The following is a 20,221-nucleotide window of genomic DNA, read 5'->3' as shown; positions in this document are numbered from 1 at the left end:
CGACCACCGAGATCTACACTCTTTCCCTACACGACGCTCTTCCGATCTGATTAAAGTAGAAACCTATGACGGACTGGTTGAGGGAATCGATACTGTAATTGTTGCAATCTCGGTAAAAGGTGAGAAAATTAAGTTTGGGATTGATAATTTGCAAGCTTTAAAACTAGATATTCAAGAGCAGGATTTAACTCCAAGAAATATCCAAAGTTATTTTACTGCTAGCTTGGCTAAGGAAATGAAATCTGCTTTGGAGATTAGTGATAATATGAAGGGAGAGATAGAAATAGCCTTTACTTTAGCTAAAACTCTTTAGCCAAGAAACTCTAATTATAAACCATATCCCAAATTTTTTAACCAAAATTATTACAGCTAGAATCTTTGAATATAATAATGTTTTTATAATAATGTTGTGTTTTGAGTACTTACTAACTCAATTAAAATTCTATAAAAGGCAGCTTATGGAATGCTTATATTATTTATAGTTTTTATATAGTAGTGCCTATGTTCAGTAGCAATAATTGTATTAATCTGTGCAACTTGTTTATCACCTTTTGCAACATTGTCACCTACTCCGATTGCCCAAATCATAATCCCACCGTACCCTAGTTTTTGTTGAACTACAACTTTATTAATTAAAGCTTGGTTGTGTTCAACAAAACGTTCTACTCCCCATTGTGAACCCACACTTAAGCTTAATACTACTTTTTCTTTACATAAATATTTTGAATGATTAACAGAGCAGTTTGCCAATCGTAACTTTTATTCGTATCATAAGACATCAGATTGTAAAAGTCTAAATTATTTTTATTTAAGTAATTAAAAAAATAGGATTAACTCCCTAGCATGGGCTGTGTCTGCCGGATAACTATACCCTTTAAGCTTATTACCACTCTACCTACAATTTTTCAGGATCTGCTGAAGTATGATATCCAGTAAGAGATATAAGTTTATTAGAAGTTATACTTTTAAATTCATATATAACTGTGGCAAGAGATTTAGCTTGGGCAGCACTAGGATTTATCTCTTAATTCAAAATCTAAATCTATATCATCTAATTCTGCATATTATATTTTTTGTAAGTTAAATTATTAGCTTTTTATATACGGGATATTTTTCTATAATAAATGATTGTAAGACTTTAGCAAAGTTTATAATTATTAAGTAATATCCACATGGTATGGTAAATGTCACCTCCAAAAGATAACATAATTTTAGGGGTAAAAGTATATTTATTATTTGTCCAATTTAGATAATCAGCCTCAACTTGATTGAGAGTATACAGGGTATTTTTGCTATTGTATTTTAATACAGTTATTAGAAACACTAATAGTAAAACTATCTGCTACTTGTGCAAAAGCTAAATTTAGATGCGTTACCTGAGGACTTAAATTAGCTAAATTAGTATTATTATTTCCCTAGGAAGTGAAATATACTACTACATATAGTTTATTCATACTATATTCTCCTTATAATAAATCATTAAATTATAATATAAACACGTTCTCTAAACGAAGTAGATAATGTGTTAGATATAGAATATTGATATAGCAGTAGGGCTTTATGATTAAAGCATTTTACTAGGATCTTGTAAAATATAACCCTGTCCCCATACCGTACCTATATAGTTCTTACCACTAAGATTTTTGATTTTCTTACGTAGTTTACAAACAAAAACATCAATAATTTTACCAGTAGGCTCATCCATGCCACTATATAATTGATCTAGTAAGAAATTCTTATGCACCAATTTATCAAGGCGGAGAGCTAAGATTTCCAAAATAGTATATTCTTTATTAGTGAGTGATAAAGTCTTTTTACCTAATAATACCTGTTTAGTATCTAAATTAATAGTTAGAGCATCTACCGTAATAACGGAATGAGCATACCCTTTAGATCTTCTAACTAAAGCATTAATTCTCGCCATTAATTCTTCTTGATTAAAGGGTTTGCTTAAATAATCATCAGCACCTTCAGTTAATCCTTTAATCTTATCTGTAGAATCGTTTAAGCCCGATAAAATTAATACCGGAGTTTGAATCTTATTATGACGTAATTTTTTAAGAACCTCAAAACCAGACATATCAGGTAAGCCGATATCAAGTAAAATTACGTCATAAGTATAGGATTCTAGGAATTCCAAGCCTTCCTCACCGTTTATACCATGGTCACTTGTGATAGAGAATTTTTTGAAGATAGTGTTAATATTCTTAACAGCAATAGAATCATCTTCTATAATTAAGACTTTCATGTAGCGGTTAGTCCTTAAATAAAATTACTTTAATAAAAGGTTAACAAAAAAATAGTTTTTTTACAAGTTAATTTAAAATAGTTTCTAAATAACATAAAAGCTAGTTTTTAGTTATAGTTGAACTAAAAAATTTAAAGAGGAAACTTAAGGGGTGTATTTTTTATTGCCGGATTATGATTTTTTGTTTACATAGTTTAAAAAAAGTACTAATTTGTATTGTACTAATAAATTAGTGATAAATTAGTAGTTCATAAATGTTTTGTTTAACAATATTTTTAATAAGGGGTGTTATTATGGGAAATATTATGGAAAAAGAAGATGACATCATTGCCAAAGAGGTGATATGCATAGAAAAAGACGGAGTCTTATTTGCTGGGACTCATCTTTTGGTAGATCTATGGGGTGCTAAGAATTTAAATTCTCCGCAGGAGATAGAAGCCGTACTTAAGGATGCGGCAATTGTTGCTGGGGCAACAATATTACATTCGCATATGCACCATTTTAATCCTCAGGGCGTATCAGGTGTAGTAGTTTTGGCAGAATCACATATTAGTATTCATACATGGCCCGAAAGAGAATATGTTGCAATTGATATATTTATGTGTGGTATCTGTAATCCTTACGCTACAATCCCCACTCTTAAAGCTTATTTCACTCCTATAAATGTGCAAATTCAAGAAAGCAAAAGGGGTATTAAAGCATGAAAAAAGATTGGTTTTCTGAGGAGTTATATCAGGAATTTGAAAATACCATAGGATATCAACAAACTCTGTTAAAGAGTAGAACTATTATTAAAAAACAAACTCAGTATCAATCTTTAGAAATCTTTGAAAATCCTAGATTTGGTAAGGTTTTAACTCTTGACGGTGTTGTGCAAACCACCTCTAGTGATGAATTTTTTTATCATGAAATGTTTACCCATGTGCCTATTCTTAGTCATGGTAATGTAAAAAAAGTTTTGATCATTGGTGGCGGAGACGGAGGTATTCTGCGTGAAACTCTTAAGCATACCCTAATTACTAAAACTCTTATGATAGAAATTGATAAAGAAGTAACAGAGATTTGTAAGAGTGAAATGCCTGAGCTTAACAACGGGGCTTTTTTAGATGAAAGAGCTGAAGTATTATTTATTGATGGTATTGATTATGTACAGAAAACCCAAGAAAAGTTTGATCTAATCATAGTAGACTCAACTGACCCCATAGGAGTTGCAGAGGTATTATTCACAAAAGATTTTTATGAGAGTTGTAACAAATGTTTAGCTACTGGTGGTATTGTTACTACCCAAAGCGGGGTGCCTTTTTTTCAGGCGAATGAGTTAAAAAGTATATATAATAAATTAAAGTCAATATTCCCTGAGGTATTGTTTTATATAGTACCGATACCAACGTATGTGGGAAGTTTTATGTGTTTAAGTTTAGCATCTCATTATATTACCAAAGAAAAAATCTCTGAGGAAATTATAACTCAAAGAGCCTTGGTAGCTAAGCTTACTAATTTAAAATATTATAATCCGCAAATTCATGTGGCATCATTTATGTTACCGGAGTATATTAAAAATATGCTTTTAAATTAAAAAATAGATTTATAGGATCCATGCAAAATTATACAAAAACCTTACAGAAGTTTTTTTTAGGCTTTTGTATAGCCTCTGGTATAATCTCTCTGTTAAGTATTTTATTTTTTTATAATATTATTAGCCCTTATAAAATTGCTAAATCCTTACACCTTAAGGATATTCCGGTTGTTTGGTATTTATATAAACTCATTGCTATGAGAGAGATAATGGTACTTTTTTGGTTACTAAATCTTGTAATTCTCGGGATATTATTTTATCTCCTATGGAAAAAAATCAATTTAGCAAATAATCATACCCATACCAAGAATAAAAATTTTGTAACCACTAGAACTATTAGTAGAAATACAACCCAAAATTCAGCTCAACATTTAGTTCAATCTGCTTCTCAGCATGATAGTGAGATTCTAGAGACTCTAAAGACATATCTCAATTATGAAAGAAATGAGAATCTCTTAGGGTATATGATCTCAGATACCTGGGGAGCAATTCTATTTAGCGGTGAGGTTTTTTCACAAATTTTTAATCTCTCAAGTAAACAAATCCAGCAAAAGATTAATCTATTAGAGGTAATAAAAAATAGCTCTACGGTGATGTTTACTTCTAAAGACTTAGAAGTAATCTTTGCAAGTTTAAAAAGTAAAAGTTCATTTAGTAGAGATTTTCATTTAAACTATTCCTTAGAAGATAGTTTTTTAAGAATTAACTGCCTGATAATTTTTAATTATTGTTTATGGCAGGTTAGTGTGTTACGGGAGGATCTAGCTTTGGATTATAGTTTTAAACAAGAAATTTTTGATAATCTTCCTCTGCCTACTTGTATTGTTTTGCAAAGTGGTAAGATTAAGGAATATAATACAGCATTTAGTAATATTTTTGCTCTGGATTCGGATAATCCCTTAACTAATTATGATTTTTCTGATTTTGTAGAATCTATAGTAGAATTGAGGAATGAGAAGGGAAGAGAACTTGAGGAAGAATCAGAGATTGAGGGTAATATTAATAAAATAATCTTTAAAACTACCAAGGGAGATCTCTTTGGGGCTACGGTTTTTCAAAATATTAAATATAATTCTAAAGATAAAATAAAATATATTCGAGTAATGATTGTCCCAGATTTTTATATAAATAGTAATGCTTTACCTATCTCACAATCTTTTACATCTACATCCTCTGTTGTGCATACTTCCAATCTAAGCACAACTAACTCCATATTACCTAAGCTATCCACTTCTAATCCAAATTTTTCTAACCAAAATTTATTTTCTAATCAAGAGTCAGGAGATACAACTAATCTAACTACTCTTAATCATGAGTTACTTAATCTTTTACCTTTAGCTACGGCAGTTGTGAGTGGTAATGCAGAAATTATAAGTTTTAACCAAGAATTTAAAAATTTTTCTAAAGCTATAGACCATAAAGTCTCACTTATTAGGGTACTTTTTAATAATACGGAAGAATTGTGGTATAATTTATTACTTAAAAAAGAGATTATCTTGGAACTTAATTCCCCAAACAATAGAATCTTACGTTTTATTTTAAAAGAATACAACGCTAATTATCTACTCTGTGTTTTTGATATTACTACGGAGAGGGATTTACAAAAAGAGGCTAAATTATCACAGGGCTTACAAACCGTAGGGCAGATTGCTTCAGCAGTAGCCCATGATTTTAATAATTTACTCACTGCTATTATGAGCTTTACTTATTTTTTACAAGAGCGTTATACTGAAGATGATCCATCCAGTATGGAATTAGAGCATATTAAGCAAAATGCTAATCGAGCTAAAATTATGATTAGACAACTTCTTACTTTTTCTAGAAAACAAGAGTTAAATCCGATGATTTTTGATGTTAATTCAGAAATTTCTGATTTAATGAGTACAATTTTAAGATTAGTGGGAGAGAATATTCAATCATCATTTAAAAGAGGTAAGCAAGTTGGTAAAGTCTTTATGGATCAGGTACAATTTCAACAGGTTATCACTAATCTTATTGTTAATGCTAAGGATGCTATGAAGAAAAGAGCAGGTAAGTTAGATATTATTACGGAGAATCTTAACCTAAATTATGATATAGAAGGAGTAATCGGCACTATTCCTAAGGGAAGTTATGTGTTAATTGAGATTAAAGATAACGGTACTGGGATTGCTAAAGAGAATTTACAGAAAATTTTTGTGGCATATTTTTCTACAAAGGGAGATAAAGGTAACGGACTAGGGCTCTCTACTATTGCAAAAATAGTAAAAGAGAGTGCTGGGTTTATTGATTTAAAGAGTATAATCAATAAAGGTACCAGTTTCTTAATTTATTTACCTAAATATCAAGATAACATGCAAGGCAATACCGAGTTAGCAATTAATGATACAAAAAAAATAGAAGATGTTATAATAGATTTAACCGGTAGCGGTACTATTCTCTTGGTAGAAGATGAGATTCCCATTAGAATGGTGTGTAAACGTTTATTAAGTAATAAAGGCTATTCTGTAATTGAGGCAGAAGACGGTGATATAGCCTATGAAATTTTACAAAAACAAGGATTTAAGATAGACTTAGTAATTAGTGATGTAATGATGCCAGGTATGAATGGACCTGAACTAGTTAATAAAATAAGGGAACATAATCCGCACGTTAAGGCAATTTTAATGTCAGGTTATGCAGAAGATGTATTAGATGATACTAATCTACCCTTGGTAGATGTAGAATTCTTACCTAAACCTTTTAGCCCAGATATATTAGCCATCAAAGTAAAAAAAGTATTAACCAAAGAGGAGTTATAATAATATGGAAAAAGAAAAAGCCTTGGCTACTGCTTTAGCACAACTAGATAAAACCTATGGCAAAGGTACAGTGATGAAATTAGGTCAGAAAAATACTAATTTAGAAATAGATACTATCTCTACACATTCTTTGGGGTTAGATTTAGCACTAGGGATTGGTGGCTTGCCAAAGGGTAGAATCATTGAGATTTACGGACCTGAGAGTTCAGGGAAAACTACGCTAACTTTGCATATAATTGCTGAGGCTCAAAAAAAAGGTAATACTTGTGTTTTTATTGATGCCGAACATGCTCTGGATCCAGGTTATGCTAAAAAATTAGGGGTTAATATTGATGAATTAATAGTTTCACAACCTGATAACGGTGAACAGGCTTTAGAAATCACTGATACTCTAGTTAGGTCAGAGAGTGTGGATGTAATTATTATTGATAGTGTAGCAGCTCTAGTTCCTAAAGCTGAGGTGGAAGGAGATATGGGGGATTCTCATATGGGGTTACAAGCAAGATTAATGTCTCAAGCTCTAAGAAAACTAACATCAACTGTTTCTAAAAGTAATACTATGGTAATTTTTATTAACCAGATTAGAATGAAAATCGGTATAGTGTTCGGTAATCCTGAAACTACAACCGGTGGTAATGCTTTAAAATTCTATGCCTCAATTCGTTTAGATATTAGAAAAGGTAAGGCAATTTCTAATGAAGAAAAAGTTGTAATAGGCAATATTACTACTGTGAAAGTAGTGAAGAATAAATTAGCTCCACCCTTTAGAATTGCAGAGTTTGATGTTATGTACGGTAAGGGTATTTCTAGAGAAGGTGAAATCATAGAGTTAGGTGTAAAAAGCAATGTTATAGAGAAATCCGGTGCTTGGTATGCTTATAACGGAAGTAAGATTGGTCAGGGTAAGGAGAAATCTAAAGAATTTTTAATTCAGAATCCTAAAATTATGCAAGAAATTGAAGAAAAAATCTTTAAAAATGCCGAAGCTCTACAAGATATTTTATTAGAAGCTCCTACCTCTAAGCTTGAGTATGAAAATAATCTTAATGCTGAAATACCAGATTCTGCAAATTTTTTAGAAAATGATATAATTACTGATAAAGTTAAAGGTAAAGATAATACTGATAAATCTAAAAAGCGTAAATAAGAAGACAGTATAGGAGGAGGCATCTATCCATGCAAAGTCTTACTCATGTTAGGGAAGCCTTTTTAAATTTTTTTATTAAAAATGCTCATGCTCAAGTTGCTTCATCTTCCCTAATACCATACAATGATAATACTTTATTATTTACTAATGCCGGAATGATCCAGTTTAAAAATTTATTCTTAGAATTAGAAGAGGCAATCAATAAAAGGGTTGTAACTTCTCAGAAGTGTTTACGAGCCGGCGGCAAACATAACGACTTGGATAATGTTGGTTACACAGCACGTCATCATACTTTTTTTGAAATGCTGGGAAATTTTTCTTTTAGTGATTATTTTAAAGAAGAAGCTATTTTGCTTGCATGGAATTTTGTTACTAAAGAGCTTGGGTTACCTGCGGAAAAACTTTTAGTTACCGTTTATGAAAGTGATATTGAGGCATATAAATTATGGCAAAAAATTGCCGGTTTATCTATTAATAAAATTATTAAAATTAATAACAATGCTAATTTTTGGTCAATGGGAGAAGTTGGTCCGTGCGGTCCTTGTACTGAAATATTTTATGATCACGGAGATAAAGTCTTCGGCGGACCACCTGGGAGTAAAGATGAAGACGGTGATAGATTTATTGAAATCTGGAATTTGGTGTTTATGCAATATAATCAAAATCCTGATGGGCAAAAGGTTAAGTTATTAAAGCCATCAATTGATACGGGGATGGGGTTAGAAAGAATTACTGCAGTCTTACAGGGGGTGCATGATAATTATAAAATTGAGCATTTTCAGGAAATTATTAGAAATATTTCAGATATTCTTCAGGTTAAAGTAGTAGTTAATAATTTACACTCCTTTAAGGTAATAGCAGATCATCTCAGAGCAGTTACTTTTATGATAAGTGATGGAATTATTCCTTCAAATGAGGGTAGAGGTTATGTCTTAAGAAGAATTATCAGAAGAGCTCTAAGACATATTTATTTATTAGGATACAAGCAGGATGTGTTATATAAACTACCCAAAATAGTAATTAAATTAATGGGAGTTGCCTACCCAGAGATTGTTAAAACTCAGAATTTAATTGAGAATACTATCCAACAAGAAGAGCATAAATTTCTGATTACTTTTGCCTGCGGATTAAAGATTTTAGAGGCAGAAATAGCCCATATAGAAAAACAATCTATAAAAGCACAATCAGTCGTAGTACAAGGAGCTACTAATAAGGTTTTAAAAGGGGAAATTGCCTTTAAATTATATGATACCTTCGGCTTTCCTTTAGACTTAACTGAGGAAGTTCTTAGGAGCAAGAATATAACTTTAGACAATGCAGCTTTTGATGCAGCAATGCTGAAACAAAAACAAAGCGGTAAAGAATCCTGGCAAGGTAAGACAAACTTAGGAGCTGATGAATTTTGGGTTGAATTAGCTAAAAATTTACTTAACAGTGAATTTGTAGGTTATGATATCCTTAGGTGTAGTAGTAAAATTTTAGCAATTGTTACAGTAGATACTAATAACTCCCAATTTACCCCTCAAATAGTTACTAATTTTAATAATTTAAAAGGAGAAGTATATTTAATTACTGAGAAAACTCCTTTTTACGCTGAAAGTGGCGGACAAATAGCAGATACGGGAATAATTTATAATCAGAATTTTACAGCACAAGTCATAGATGTACAAAAAAAAGTCAATAATACTTTAATCATCCATAAAATTTCCTTAGAGAGAGGTAGTATTGCTCTAAATACAAAGATTACTCTAGTTGTTGATAAAAATCTTAGGAGGCAGATTGAGGCAAACCATACTGCAGTTCATTTATTACATGCAGCACTTAGAGAAGTTTTAGGAACACAGGCTTTACAACAAGGATCTTCGATTAATGCTAATAAATTACGTTTTGATTTTTCCCATTCCAAACCTCTAACTATTGAAGAAATAACTAAAGTAGAACAAATAGTTAATGCTACAATTCTAAACCAAGCTGAAGTAATCATTAGTAATATGTCTTATAAGGAGGCTATTAACTCAGGAGCCTTAGCTTTATTTAGTGAAAAATATCAAGAAACCGTACGTACTGTTAAGGTTATTAATGAATGTATCTTTCCTAAATCTATAACTTCTAAGTTTATTATAGGGGAGATAATACCAAATAATTCTTCCTTTCTTAAGGTAGCTACTATTACAACACTTATTACGGAGGAAAAACTGGAGAAAAAACTGATAACAGAAAAAAAATCCATTGCTCAAACTTCTGCTATAGCTCCCCACGTTACAATGAGTTCTATTACGGAACATCTAACTACGGTCAATCCTGTTACGATAAATTCAAGTGCTACAGGCTACAATAGCAAAAGTGTTAATACAGTAGAGTCAAATATAAGCCCAAATATAAATTCAAATAGTAATATTTTTGAGAAAAATAAAGTTTCATCTACTATTCTTTCCTATGAATTATGCGGGGGTACCCATGTTAAGAATACTTCACAAATAGGGCTTTTTAAAATAACCGGTAGTTTTTCCGTAGCCTCAGGAATAAGGAGAATAGAGGCTATTACTAGTTTAGAGGCTATCAAAGATTATTTTGAGAAAAGTTCTCTCATGCAGAAACTTTCTAATTCTTTAGAAGTTAAAGAGAATGTACTACTAGATAAAGTAACTCATTTAGTAGAAGAAAATAAGCAATTAAGAAAGAAAATAGAACAACAGGAAAGTAAAGAACTTTTTAATATTATGTTAAGCAAGATTGAGAAAATAAATAATTTGGAATTTATTTTTTATAGTAGTAGTACTTTTTCAGTAAAAATCCTAAAATTTGTAGCAGATAAAGTGTTAAATTATAATAAAAAATTAGGATTATTTTTGCTAAGTTATGAGGAAGTAACTAAAAAAGTAGGATTCTTATTAATTTTAGGTGAGAACTATCATAATTTTGATGCGGCTAAATTGGGTAAAGAATGTGCTAAAATCTTTAACGGTAAAAGTGGTGGATCTAAAACTCTAGCACAGGGTGGAGGTATCTTTGAAAAAGCTTCTATACAAAAGATTTATGATTTTCTTAAAGAGCATTTTATAACAGCAAAATAAATCTGAAGCCATAACTTTTTTTAATATACCTCATTGTTTTATCTCACAGAATTATATATCGAAATTCTATTGATTTAGTGTAAACTAATCAAATTAACAAGCTATTTATGTGCTTACTGTTTGTTAAGGAAATCATTCAAAAAGAGAATGTTATTAATAATAATGGGTTCATCTAGAACACCATTATTTGCATAGGTTCCTTTAAAATTATTTTCAAAATCATCCAACCCCAATACTGTTTTACCAAGTATATTATATTTGCCGTCTAACCATTCAAAGTCTTGAAAAGTTATAAAAAATTGAGCATCACTAGTGTTAGGGTTACCTGTATTTGATAAAGCTACGGTTCCTCTTTCAAATTTATAGTTAGTAGAAAACTCATCAACTATAGGATGATCAGATCCTCCGAAGCCTGTCTCCGTAGGATCTCCTGCTTGGATCAAATAATGAGGTATCATTTTATAAAAAGAAGAATTTGTATAATAGCCGTTTGTAATTAGCTGTTTAAATTGTGCAATAGATTTAGGAGATATTGTAGGGTATAGCTCTATAAAGATATCTCCGAAATCCGTTAGAATTACCACATAATTAGCTCTGTCTTGAAGTGCTACGGTATGAGGGTCAAAGGATTTTTCCTCAGGAATAATAGGTTTAGAAATATCATCAATGAGATTATCTTGTTGGGATTGAGTAGAGCTTTTTGCTGTGTTAGGTACTTCTGAATTTGAGGTGGTAGTTGCTTGTGAATTAGTATTATCTTCCGGAGTAGTAGTGATATCCTGGGTATTCTCAGTTTTATTGAGTTCATCCTTAGAAATAGCGTTAAAACTGGAGGTATCAGTAGTCTTAGTGTTAGAGGAAGCTGAATTGCTTGAAACAGAACTACTTGGTGTATCGCCGGCAAGTGTACTTGGAGTATTAGTATACTCAGATCCTGCAACAGTAGCATTCTCTGTATCAGTAACCTGGGGCTTTATGATTATAGGATTAGTTTCAGGAGTATTAATAACTTGTGTTTGAGGTGTAATATTCTTAATATCTTCTGTAGCTTGAAGATGAAAGCTAAGCATAAATAATGCAATGCTTGTTAAGATAAGCTTGTTTTTCATTAGTATCCTTTTAAAAATTTTTCTTTATATATAGTATATTATTAGTATAATCTCTTATATAACAATAAAATGTTAAAAAATCAATTATAAAAAAGGTATTATTATAATGTATATCCCTAATCGCAGAGTAAAAATCGTGGCAACTGTGGGTCCTGCTAGCAGAGCTCCTGAAATGTTAGAAAAGTTATATTTAGCCGGAGTAGATGTTTTTAGATTAAATTTTAGTCATGCGGATTACAGCGAACACAAAGTAAATTATGAAAATATTCGTAATTTAGAAAAAAATCATAACAAACCCTTGGCAATCTTAGCAGATTTACAAGGTCCTAAATTAAGAGTAGGTAAGTTTAAAAATGCTAAAGAAGTTCTAGAAGCAGGACAAAAATTCAGATTAGACCTAAATCAGGATTTAGGTGATGTAAATAGGATAAATTTACCACACCCACAAATTTTTCAAGCTATCAAAAAGGGATCCAGCTTATTAGTAGATGATGGTAAAATTAGATTAGAAGTAGAAGAATTCGGTAATGATTATGCAGTTACTAAGGTGATTTTTGGTGGTACTATTTCTAATGCTAAAGGAGTTAACTTTCCATCAGGGGTGCTTGATATATCTTCTCTTACGGAGAAAGACCTCCAAGATTTAGATTTTGCCTTATCTTTAGGAGTAGATTTTATCGGATTATCTTTTGTGCAATTACCCGGTGATGTTGAGTATGCAAAAAATTTAATTAAAGGTAGGGCTAAAATAATTTCTAAAATAGAAAAACCCTCAGCTGTAGAACATATAGACGGTATTATTGAATTATCTGATGGTATTATGGTAGCTAGAGGAGATTTAGGGGTTGAAATTCCGATAAATATTGTACCAACAGTCCAGAAAAAAATTATTAAAAAATGCAGAACTCAAGCTAAACCAGTAATTGTTGCAACTCAAATGCTTGATTCTATGATTAATTCTCCTATTCCCACTAGGGCAGAGGCAAGTGACGTAGCAAATGCTGTATATGACGGTGCAGATAGCGTAATGTTGTCAGGGGAAACTACAGTAGGATTATATCCTGTGGAAACTGTAAGTATGATGGCGGCAATTATTCATAGTGTAGAATCTGATTCTAACTATTGGCATAATTTAAAAGTTAATTATGTAAAAAATACTGAGATGGGGGTGTCTGACTGTGTATCTTCTTCCGTATCCCATATTGCAGAAGAGGTAGGAGCTAAAATTATAGTGGCATTTTCTGCAAAAGGAGCAACTATTAATCGGGTAAGTAGGGATAGAACTAGTGCCAAACTTTTAGCCATTACTAATGATATTAAGCTATATAACAGTAGTGTTTTAGGTTGGGGAGTGAATCCTTTATATATAGATTCAATCCAGTCATTTTCAGAAGTAGTAGATTTAGCAGGTGAATGGTTAGTAAAAGAAAAGTGGGTTAAAGCAGGAGACAGGGTAGTAATAGTAGCTGGTATACCTTTTGGGGTAGGCGGAGTAACAAATTCAATCAGGGTTATTGAGATAGACTAACAGAGCAAAATAAAAAAAAATAAAAAGAGAGTGGAATAAAAAAAGGTATTGACAAGGGAAGAAAATAGTATAGAATAGGGATAGTGTGAGTATAGGAGATGGTAGTTGAAATAATCAGGGGGTGTAGGTGGTTTAGGTACTGTCTACACGTGTAAAAGCTTGTAGTGGGGTTAGGAGTCAAAAAACATGAGAGTTTGATCCTGGCTCAGAACGAACGCTGGCGGCATGCTTAACACATGCAAGTTGAACGAGACGCAAGTCTAGTAGCAAACGGGTGAGTAACACGTGGGAATCTACCATAGAGACGGGGATAACTGTTGGAAACGATAGCTAATACCGGATAATCCTTGAGGGGGAAAAGAGAAATCTGCTTTATGATGAGCCTGCGTCCGATTAGCTAGTTGGTAAGGTAAGAGCTTACCAAGGCGATGATCGGTAGCTGTTTTGAGAGGAAGATCAGCCACACTGGAACTGAGATACGGTCCAGACTCCTACGGGAGGCAGCAGTGGGGAATTTTGGACAATGGGGGGAACCCTGATCCAGCAATGTCGCGTGAGTGAAGAAGGCCTTCGGGTTGTAAAGCTCTTTCACTGATGAAGATGATGACGGTAATCAGAGAAGAAGCCCCGGCAAACTTCGTGCCAGCAGCCGCGGTAATACGAAGGGGGCAAGCGTTGTTCGGAATTACTGGGCGTAAAGAGTGCGTAGGCGGTTAGTTAAGTCAGATGTGAAATCTCCGGTCTCAAACTGGAAACTGCGTTTGATACTGACTAACTAGAGTATGGGAGAGGATAGTAGAATTCCGAGTGTAGAGGTAAAATTCGTAGATATTCGGAGGAATACCAATGGCGAAGGCATCTATCTGGAACATAACTGACGCTAAGGCACGAGAGTGTGGGGAGCAAACAGGATTAGATACCCTGGTAGTCCACACCGTAAACGATGAGTGCTGGATGTTGGTAAGAATAATTATCAGTGTCTGAGCTAACGCATTAAGCACTCCGCCTGAGGAGTACGGTCGCAAGATTAAAACTTAAAGGAATTGACGGGGACCCGCACAAGCGGTGGAGCATGTGGTTTAATTCGAAGCAACGCGAAGAACCTTACCAGGATTTGACATATCGACTATAGATGTGAGAGATCATATTTTTCAGTTCGGCTGGGTCGGATACAGGTGCTGCATGGCTGTCGTCAGCTCGTGTCGTGAGATGTTGGGTTAAGTCCTTAAACGAGCGCAACCCTTGTTTTTAGTTGCCAGCAGGTTAAGCTGGGTACTCTAAAGAAACTGCCGGTGATAAGCCGGAGGAAGGCGGGGATGACGTCAAGTCCTCATGGCCCTTATGTCCTGGGCTACACATGTGCTACAATGGTAGTGACAAAGAGTTGCAAACCTGTGAGGGTGAGCTAATCTCTAAACACTATCTCAGTTCGGATTGCACTCTGAAACTCGAGTGCATGAAGTCGGAATCGCTAGTAATCAGTAGATCAGCATGCTACGGTGAATACGTTCCCGGGTCTTGTACACACCGCCCGTCATACCATGGGAGCTGATTTAACCCGAAGATGGTGAACCAACCGCAAGGAGGAAGCCATTTACGGTAAGATTGGTGACTGGGGTAAAGTCGTAACAAGGTAGCCGTAGGGGAACCTGTGGCTGGATCACCTCCTTTCAAATAATTCTTGAGTTATTTAATAGTTTGAGAATAATTTAAAAATATATAAAATATCCTAATACTAAGTACTTTTACCATCTACATCCCCTGATTTCTTCTAATCTTACTATTTACTTACTTACTTACTACACACATTATCTATACCAGCTTTCTATCCTTCTTCCTACTCTATTCTCTATAGATTGTTTGGAGAATTATATACATAAAAGACCAGATGTTTAAAATTTAAAAGGTTAATTTTACTAGTTTTTTTAATTACAATAAAATTATTATAATTAAATTATACACAAATCAATAAGATTATAAGTTATGCAGGAATACATCTTAATATAGAAAAAGTAAATTCCTATAAATTTTCTCAAGAAAAAAACAATAATGGGATTTTTTTAGAACAAATGAATCTATAGCAAATCAAATAGTATTTGAATCTTCGTGCGGTAATGGAAATTTAATTATCGCACTAATAATAAAACAGACTATGAATCTTAAATTCAAAATAATTTTAGAGTGAATAAGAATGTGCATATTATAAAGTTAGTTAATTATTTAGCAGAATATAAGCAACTTTTAGAAAATATTCATTCTGTACTAATAAAGAATGCTACTAATTTAAGGAAAGAAAAACTAACTGCCAATACAACTGATGCTATTATGACAATTTATCCGTTATCATCAATAGAAGGGCAGGGTTTATTAGGAATGGCAGAAGCCTTAATCAGAATCCCGAACTATCCTACAGCCTACAAGCTATTAGCAGATAAATTAAAGAAGAAGCATTGGTTTGTAAAAATTTATAATAATAGTATGTTAAATATTTATGCTTTTGGGTTAACTTTTTCTAAATTTATCCTGAAAAACTATAATATCCAACCTAATTTATTACAAAAAATCTTACTTCCTTTTATTACTATAACCTCAAAAGCTATTATTAAAAGAATGGCTACTCAATTTGTAGTAGCAGAAACCATAGAAGCAGCTTTGGTAAGAGTTGAAGAAAATCTTCTTAAAGGAAGAGCTTTTTCTTTTGATATGTTAGGGGAAGTAGCTAGATCCAAAGTAGATGCCGAGCAGTATTTTAAAATCTACCAAAACTGTCTTGATAATATTGCTAAAAATCTTCATAAAGTAACTGATAAAAATTTATTTAGTGTTTCAATTAAACTATCTTCTTTAAATCCTCGTTATGATGCTCTTTATATAGTAGAAAGTTTTGATGATTTATACACTAAAATTTTCAAACTTTGTGAACAGGCAAGAGATCTTAATATTCCTTTATTTATAGATGCTGAGGAAGCAAACAAAGTAGATTTTTCCTTTAAAATTTTCAAAAAAATTCTTAGAGAAACATCTTTAACAAACTGGCAGGGGTTAGGAATTGTAATTCAAGCCTACCAGAAGAGAGCTTTTAGCAGTATAGACTATATTTATAACCTTGCAAAAATTAATGATAGAAAAATCTTTGTAAGGTTAGTTAAAGGGGCTTATTGGGATACGGAAATTAAATTGGATCAAGTTAACGGAGTTTCAGATTTTACGGTGTTTACGCGTAAAGAACATACTGATATTAGCTATATGGCTTGTGTAAAAAAATTAGCAAATTATACAGATCGAGTTACGCCATGTTTTGCTACCCATAATTTGCATACTATTAATTTTGTTAAACAGGTTATGAAAAATAAAGGAAATTATGAATTCCAAGCTTTATTCGGAATGGGAGATGATGTATATAAAAATTTAGATGTCCCTGTAAGAGTTTATGCTCCGGTAGGAAATTTTAAAGATTTATTACCGTATCTGGTAAGAAGATTGCTAGAAAACGGAGCTAAAACTAATTTTGTAAATGCTATTATTGATACTTCTCTAAATATTGAGCAAGTTATTGAAAATCCGATAATTAAAGCTACTCGACATGAATTCTCAAAACATCCGTACATTAAGTTACCGAAAGATATTTTTATAGGTGAAAATAGAATAAATTCTACAGGAGTTGATATGTCAGATTTGGGTGTAAATAATTTTCTAGTAGCAGAAATTAAGAAAGTAAAATTACTAACAGAAGTAATGCCCATAATTAACGGAGAAAATAAAAAAAGTGATTACCTTATTAAAATAAGCAATCCTAGCAATTTAGAAGAAATCGGCATTTGTCACAAAGCTACAAATGAGCAAATGGATGAGGCAATCAATATAGCTTTTGATAGTCAAGATGCTTGGAATAAATTAAAGGGTAAGAATAGAAGTTTTATTCTAAAGAAAATGGCTGATAAATTAGAAGAAAACACCATAGAAATGGTTGCTATTTTGGCTTATGAAGCTGGTAAAACTATAAGAGATGGTATATTAGAAGTAAGAGAGGCTGTGGATTTTCTAAGGTATTATGCAGAAAGAGCAGAAGCAGAATTTAGTAATCCTATGGTTTTACCTAGTGTGGATGGGGAAAGAAATTCTCTGCAATTAGAAGGCAGAGGGGTATTTTTATGTATTGCTCCTTGGAATTTTCCATTGGCTATTTTTTTAGGGCAGATTGCCGGTGCTTTAGCAGCTGGTAATACTGTATTGGCTAAACCTGCAGAAGCTACTAATATTATCGGTTATAAAACCATTAAAATGTTCTTAGAGGTAGGCTTACCTAAAGGAGTACTCCATTTTATTCCTGGATATGGGAGTGAAGTGGGTAATTATTTATTAAATCATCCTAAATTAGGAGGAGTAGCGTTTACAGGATCTGATATTACTGCTAGAAATATTAACAAAACCTTAGCTATGCGTGACGATGCTATTTTACCGTTGATAGCAGAAACCGGAGGACAAAACGCTATGATTGTTGATTCTTCAGCCTTGCAAGATCAAGTGGCAAGAGATGTGGTGTTTTCAGCTTTTCAAAGTGCCGGACAACGTTGTTCTGCCTTAAGGGTTTTATATATTCAAGAAGATATTTTTAATGAACAAATCACAATGATAGAAGGAGCTACAAAAATATTAAAAGTAGGTCTCCCTTGGGAAATTGCAACCGATGTGGGACCTATTATTAACCAAAAAGCTCTTGAAGGATTAATAGAACATAAAAAGCTAATGTTAGAAGAGGCTGAATTATTATTTGAAGTTCTTAATGATAAAGCTTTATTGGGATATTTTTTTACACCCTGTGCGTTTCTTATTCCTAATATTAGTATTCTTAAAAGGGAAGTTTTCGGACCAATTTTGCATGTTATTAAATATAAAGCTAGTGAGTTATCAAAAATTATTACTGAGATTAACTCTACGGGTTATGGCTTAACCTTTGGGGTACATACTAGAATTGATGATGAAATGCAAAAAATTGTAGATAACATCAAAGCAGGAAATATTTATGTAAATAGGAATCAAATAGGAGCTGTAGTTGGTTCTCAGCCTTTCGGAGGTAGAGGAAAGTCCGGTACTGGACCAAAAGCAGGCGGTCCGTATTATTTACATAGATTTGCTACGGAAAAAACCCTAACTATTGATGTAACCGCCTCAGGAGGAAATATTGATCTTCTAAATAAGGCACTTTAAGAAAGATATTTTAAGGAAAAAAATCTTCTAATTAATGATAATTAAATAATATTGAAGAGTTTTGTTAAATATTAAGTACATTAATAAAAGCCAGAATATAGGAGAAAAAAGATGATCTATTTCATTGTATTTATTGTGTATTTTTTATTATTATTGGGGATATCCTTGTATGCCAATAGTTTAAATAAAGATAAAGAAGATTATATTTTAGGAGGGAGAAGGTTAGGCAAGCTTACTACCAGTATTAGTGCAGGCTCTTCTGATATGAGCGGGTGGTTATTCTTAGGGTTACCAGGTGCGGTTTATTTATATGGAATAAATCAGATATGGATAGCTATAGGCTTGATTATAGGAGCTTATTTTAATTGGTTATTGGTGTCATATAAAATCAGAGAATTATCGGAAAAAACCCATGCTATCACTATCCCTAGTTTTATAGCGTTTAATCTAGAAGGGGACACCAAATTTTTAAAAATTATAGCGGCTCTAGCAATTATGATATTCTTTACTTTATATGTTGCTTCAGGGTTAACTTCCGGAGGAATTTTATTAAGTGCATTATTTGGTATTTCTTATGTTAAGGCTCTTTTAATTAGTGCTATGTTTATCGTAGCTTACGTATTAATAGGTGGCTATTTAGCTGTAGCATGGACTGATCTTTGTCAGGGGTTATTAATGATTTTTATTATTATTTGTATTCCGAGTATGGCAATTGTGTCGATGCAGCTGAATTTGACAGAAATAGGGAATAGAATTCTTATGAATAATCCTCATGCTTTTAGTTTATTTCATAATATGTCATTTCTAGGGATTATCTCTCTACTAGCTTGGGGATTAGGATATTTCGGACAACCTCACATCTTAACCAGGTTTATGGGTATAAAAAAAGCTAAAGATTTAACACATGCTCGTACTATTAATATTACTTGGATGAGTATAGGTTTAGCATTTTCAGTAATTATCGGTTTAATCTCATCAAGCTATTTTGCACTTAGTCCTTTAGGCAATCCTGAAAAATCTATTATTGAATTAGCAAATGCCACAACTCCATCTTTAGTAGTAGCCCTAACTAGTGTGGCTATCTTAGCGGCTGTTATAAGTACTGCAAATTCACAATTATTAGTGATATCTTCTGTGGTTACTGAAGATCTACCGATTTTTAATAAAATAGATAAAAAATACGGTATCTTTATTTCTAGAATAGTATTATTAATAGTGGCAATTATTGCTATCGTGTTATCGCTTGATAAGAATTCTACAGTATTAGCAATGGTTGCTTATGCGTGGGCTGGTTTTGGAGCAGCTTTCGGACCTCTAATAATTTTAATTACCAGAGGTAAAAACTTAACAACCCTAGCAGGTAGTTTGGGAATTATAGCTGGTACCGTAACAGTAATTATTTGGAAGAATTTCCAAGGAGGAATTTTTGATATATATGAAATTCTTCCAGGATTTTTAATTTCGTTAGTTGTAATAATAAGCGTAAATTCTGTACAGAAAACCCTAATTAGGGAAAAGACTAAAAAATAAAAAATTTAGTCTTTTTATTAT

The 20,221-nt window shown here is 32.5% G+C and carries 10 protein-coding genes, 1 rRNA gene and 1 pseudogene; 9 read left to right on the top strand and 3 right to left on the bottom strand.

Going from position 1 to position 20,221, the window contains the following annotated elements; translation table 11 throughout:
• Positions 1-456 precede the first annotated feature (456 nt).
• Positions 457-750: a hypothetical protein gene (locus ACQCX0_RS04740; RefSeq protein WP_462563026.1), complete on the bottom strand. Its 294-nt coding sequence runs from the start codon at positions 748-750 to the stop codon at positions 457-459.
• Between the two features lie 814 nt (positions 751-1,564).
• A complete protein-coding gene (locus ACQCX0_RS04735; protein WP_462563025.1) occupies positions 1,565-2,248 on the bottom strand; it encodes a response regulator transcription factor in 684 nt (227 codons plus the stop codon).
• A gap of 305 nt (positions 2,249-2,553) precedes the next feature.
• On the opposite strand from ACQCX0_RS04735, the gene speD reads away from it, so the two are divergent.
• From speD to alaS, 5 genes and pseudogenes are all read left to right on the top strand, one after another.
• The gene (speD, locus tag ACQCX0_RS04730; RefSeq protein WP_462563024.1) at positions 2,554-2,952 is read left to right on the top strand and encodes an adenosylmethionine decarboxylase; all 399 of its coding nucleotides are present in this window, start codon (positions 2,554-2,556) and stop codon (positions 2,950-2,952) included.
• Complete coding sequence (speE, locus tag ACQCX0_RS04725) at positions 2,949-3,824, top strand: polyamine aminopropyltransferase (RefSeq protein ID WP_462563023.1); 876 nt, start codon at positions 2,949-2,951, stop codon at positions 3,822-3,824. Before speD ends, speE begins: the two co-directional genes overlap by 4 nt.
• A gap of 20 nt (positions 3,825-3,844) precedes the next feature.
• Entirely contained in the window at positions 3,845-6,604 is a 2,760-nt protein-coding gene (locus ACQCX0_RS04720; RefSeq protein ID WP_462563022.1) for a response regulator, read from the top strand.
• A 4-nt stretch (positions 6,605-6,608) separates the two neighbouring features.
• Positions 6,609-7,619 (top strand): annotated as a pseudogene (recA, locus tag ACQCX0_RS04715) (recombinase RecA); the annotation flags it as partial.
• A 161-nt stretch (positions 7,620-7,780) separates the two neighbouring features.
• On the top strand, positions 7,781-10,825 hold the full coding sequence (gene alaS / locus ACQCX0_RS04710) for an alanine--tRNA ligase (RefSeq protein ID WP_462563021.1): 3,045 nt from the start codon (positions 7,781-7,783) through the stop codon (positions 10,823-10,825).
• Between the two features lie 113 nt (positions 10,826-10,938).
• Here alaS and ACQCX0_RS04705 read toward each other — a convergent pair whose 3' ends face one another.
• Complete coding sequence (locus ACQCX0_RS04705) at positions 10,939-11,934, bottom strand: peptidylprolyl isomerase (RefSeq protein ID WP_462563020.1); 996 nt, start codon at positions 11,932-11,934, stop codon at positions 10,939-10,941.
• Between the two features lie 106 nt (positions 11,935-12,040).
• On the opposite strand from ACQCX0_RS04705, the gene pyk reads away from it, so the two are divergent.
• From pyk to ACQCX0_RS04685, 4 genes are all read left to right on the top strand, one after another.
• The gene (gene pyk, locus ACQCX0_RS04700; RefSeq protein WP_462563019.1) at positions 12,041-13,462 is read left to right on the top strand and encodes a pyruvate kinase; all 1,422 of its coding nucleotides are present in this window, start codon (positions 12,041-12,043) and stop codon (positions 13,460-13,462) included.
• A gap of 182 nt (positions 13,463-13,644) precedes the next feature.
• Positions 13,645-15,133, top strand: a 16S ribosomal RNA gene (locus ACQCX0_RS04695).
• A 492-nt stretch (positions 15,134-15,625) separates the two neighbouring features.
• A complete protein-coding gene (putA, locus tag ACQCX0_RS04690; protein WP_462563028.1) occupies positions 15,626-18,670 on the top strand; it encodes a bifunctional proline dehydrogenase/L-glutamate gamma-semialdehyde dehydrogenase PutA in 3,045 nt (1,014 codons plus the stop codon).
• A 111-nt stretch (positions 18,671-18,781) separates the two neighbouring features.
• Positions 18,782-20,200 (top strand): sodium/proline symporter, encoded by a 1,419-nt coding sequence (locus ACQCX0_RS04685; protein ID WP_462563018.1) that lies wholly within the window; start codon positions 18,782-18,784, stop codon positions 20,198-20,200.
• The last annotated feature ends 21 nt before the right edge of the window (positions 20,201-20,221 follow it).

It is taken from the genome of Candidatus Hepatincolaceae symbiont of Strigamia maritima (genome assembly GCF_055505085.1).
Note: the sequence above shows the minus strand (reverse complement) of the source record. Positions and strands in the feature narration are given on the sequence as shown.

Excerpts from the sequence above, each read along its gene's own strand:
- ACQCX0_RS04735 (WP_462563025.1), bottom strand. The coding sequence starts at position 2,248 with ATGAAAGTCTTAATTATAGAAGATGATTCTATTGCTGTTAAGAATATT.
- speD (WP_462563024.1), top strand. The coding sequence starts at position 2,554 with ATGGAAAAAGAAGATGACATCATTGCCAAAGAGGTGATATGCATAGAA.
- speE (WP_462563023.1), top strand. The coding sequence starts at position 2,949 with ATGAAAAAAGATTGGTTTTCTGAGGAGTTATATCAGGAATTTGAAAAT.
- ACQCX0_RS04720 (WP_462563022.1), top strand. The coding sequence starts at position 3,845 with ATGCAAAATTATACAAAAACCTTACAGAAGTTTTTTTTAGGCTTTTGT.
- alaS (WP_462563021.1), top strand. The coding sequence starts at position 7,781 with ATGCAAAGTCTTACTCATGTTAGGGAAGCCTTTTTAAATTTTTTTATT.
- ACQCX0_RS04705 (WP_462563020.1), bottom strand. The coding sequence starts at position 11,934 with ATGAAAAACAAGCTTATCTTAACAAGCATTGCATTATTTATGCTTAGC.
- pyk (WP_462563019.1), top strand. The coding sequence starts at position 12,041 with ATGTATATCCCTAATCGCAGAGTAAAAATCGTGGCAACTGTGGGTCCT.
- ACQCX0_RS04685 (WP_462563018.1), top strand. The coding sequence starts at position 18,782 with ATGATCTATTTCATTGTATTTATTGTGTATTTTTTATTATTATTGGGG.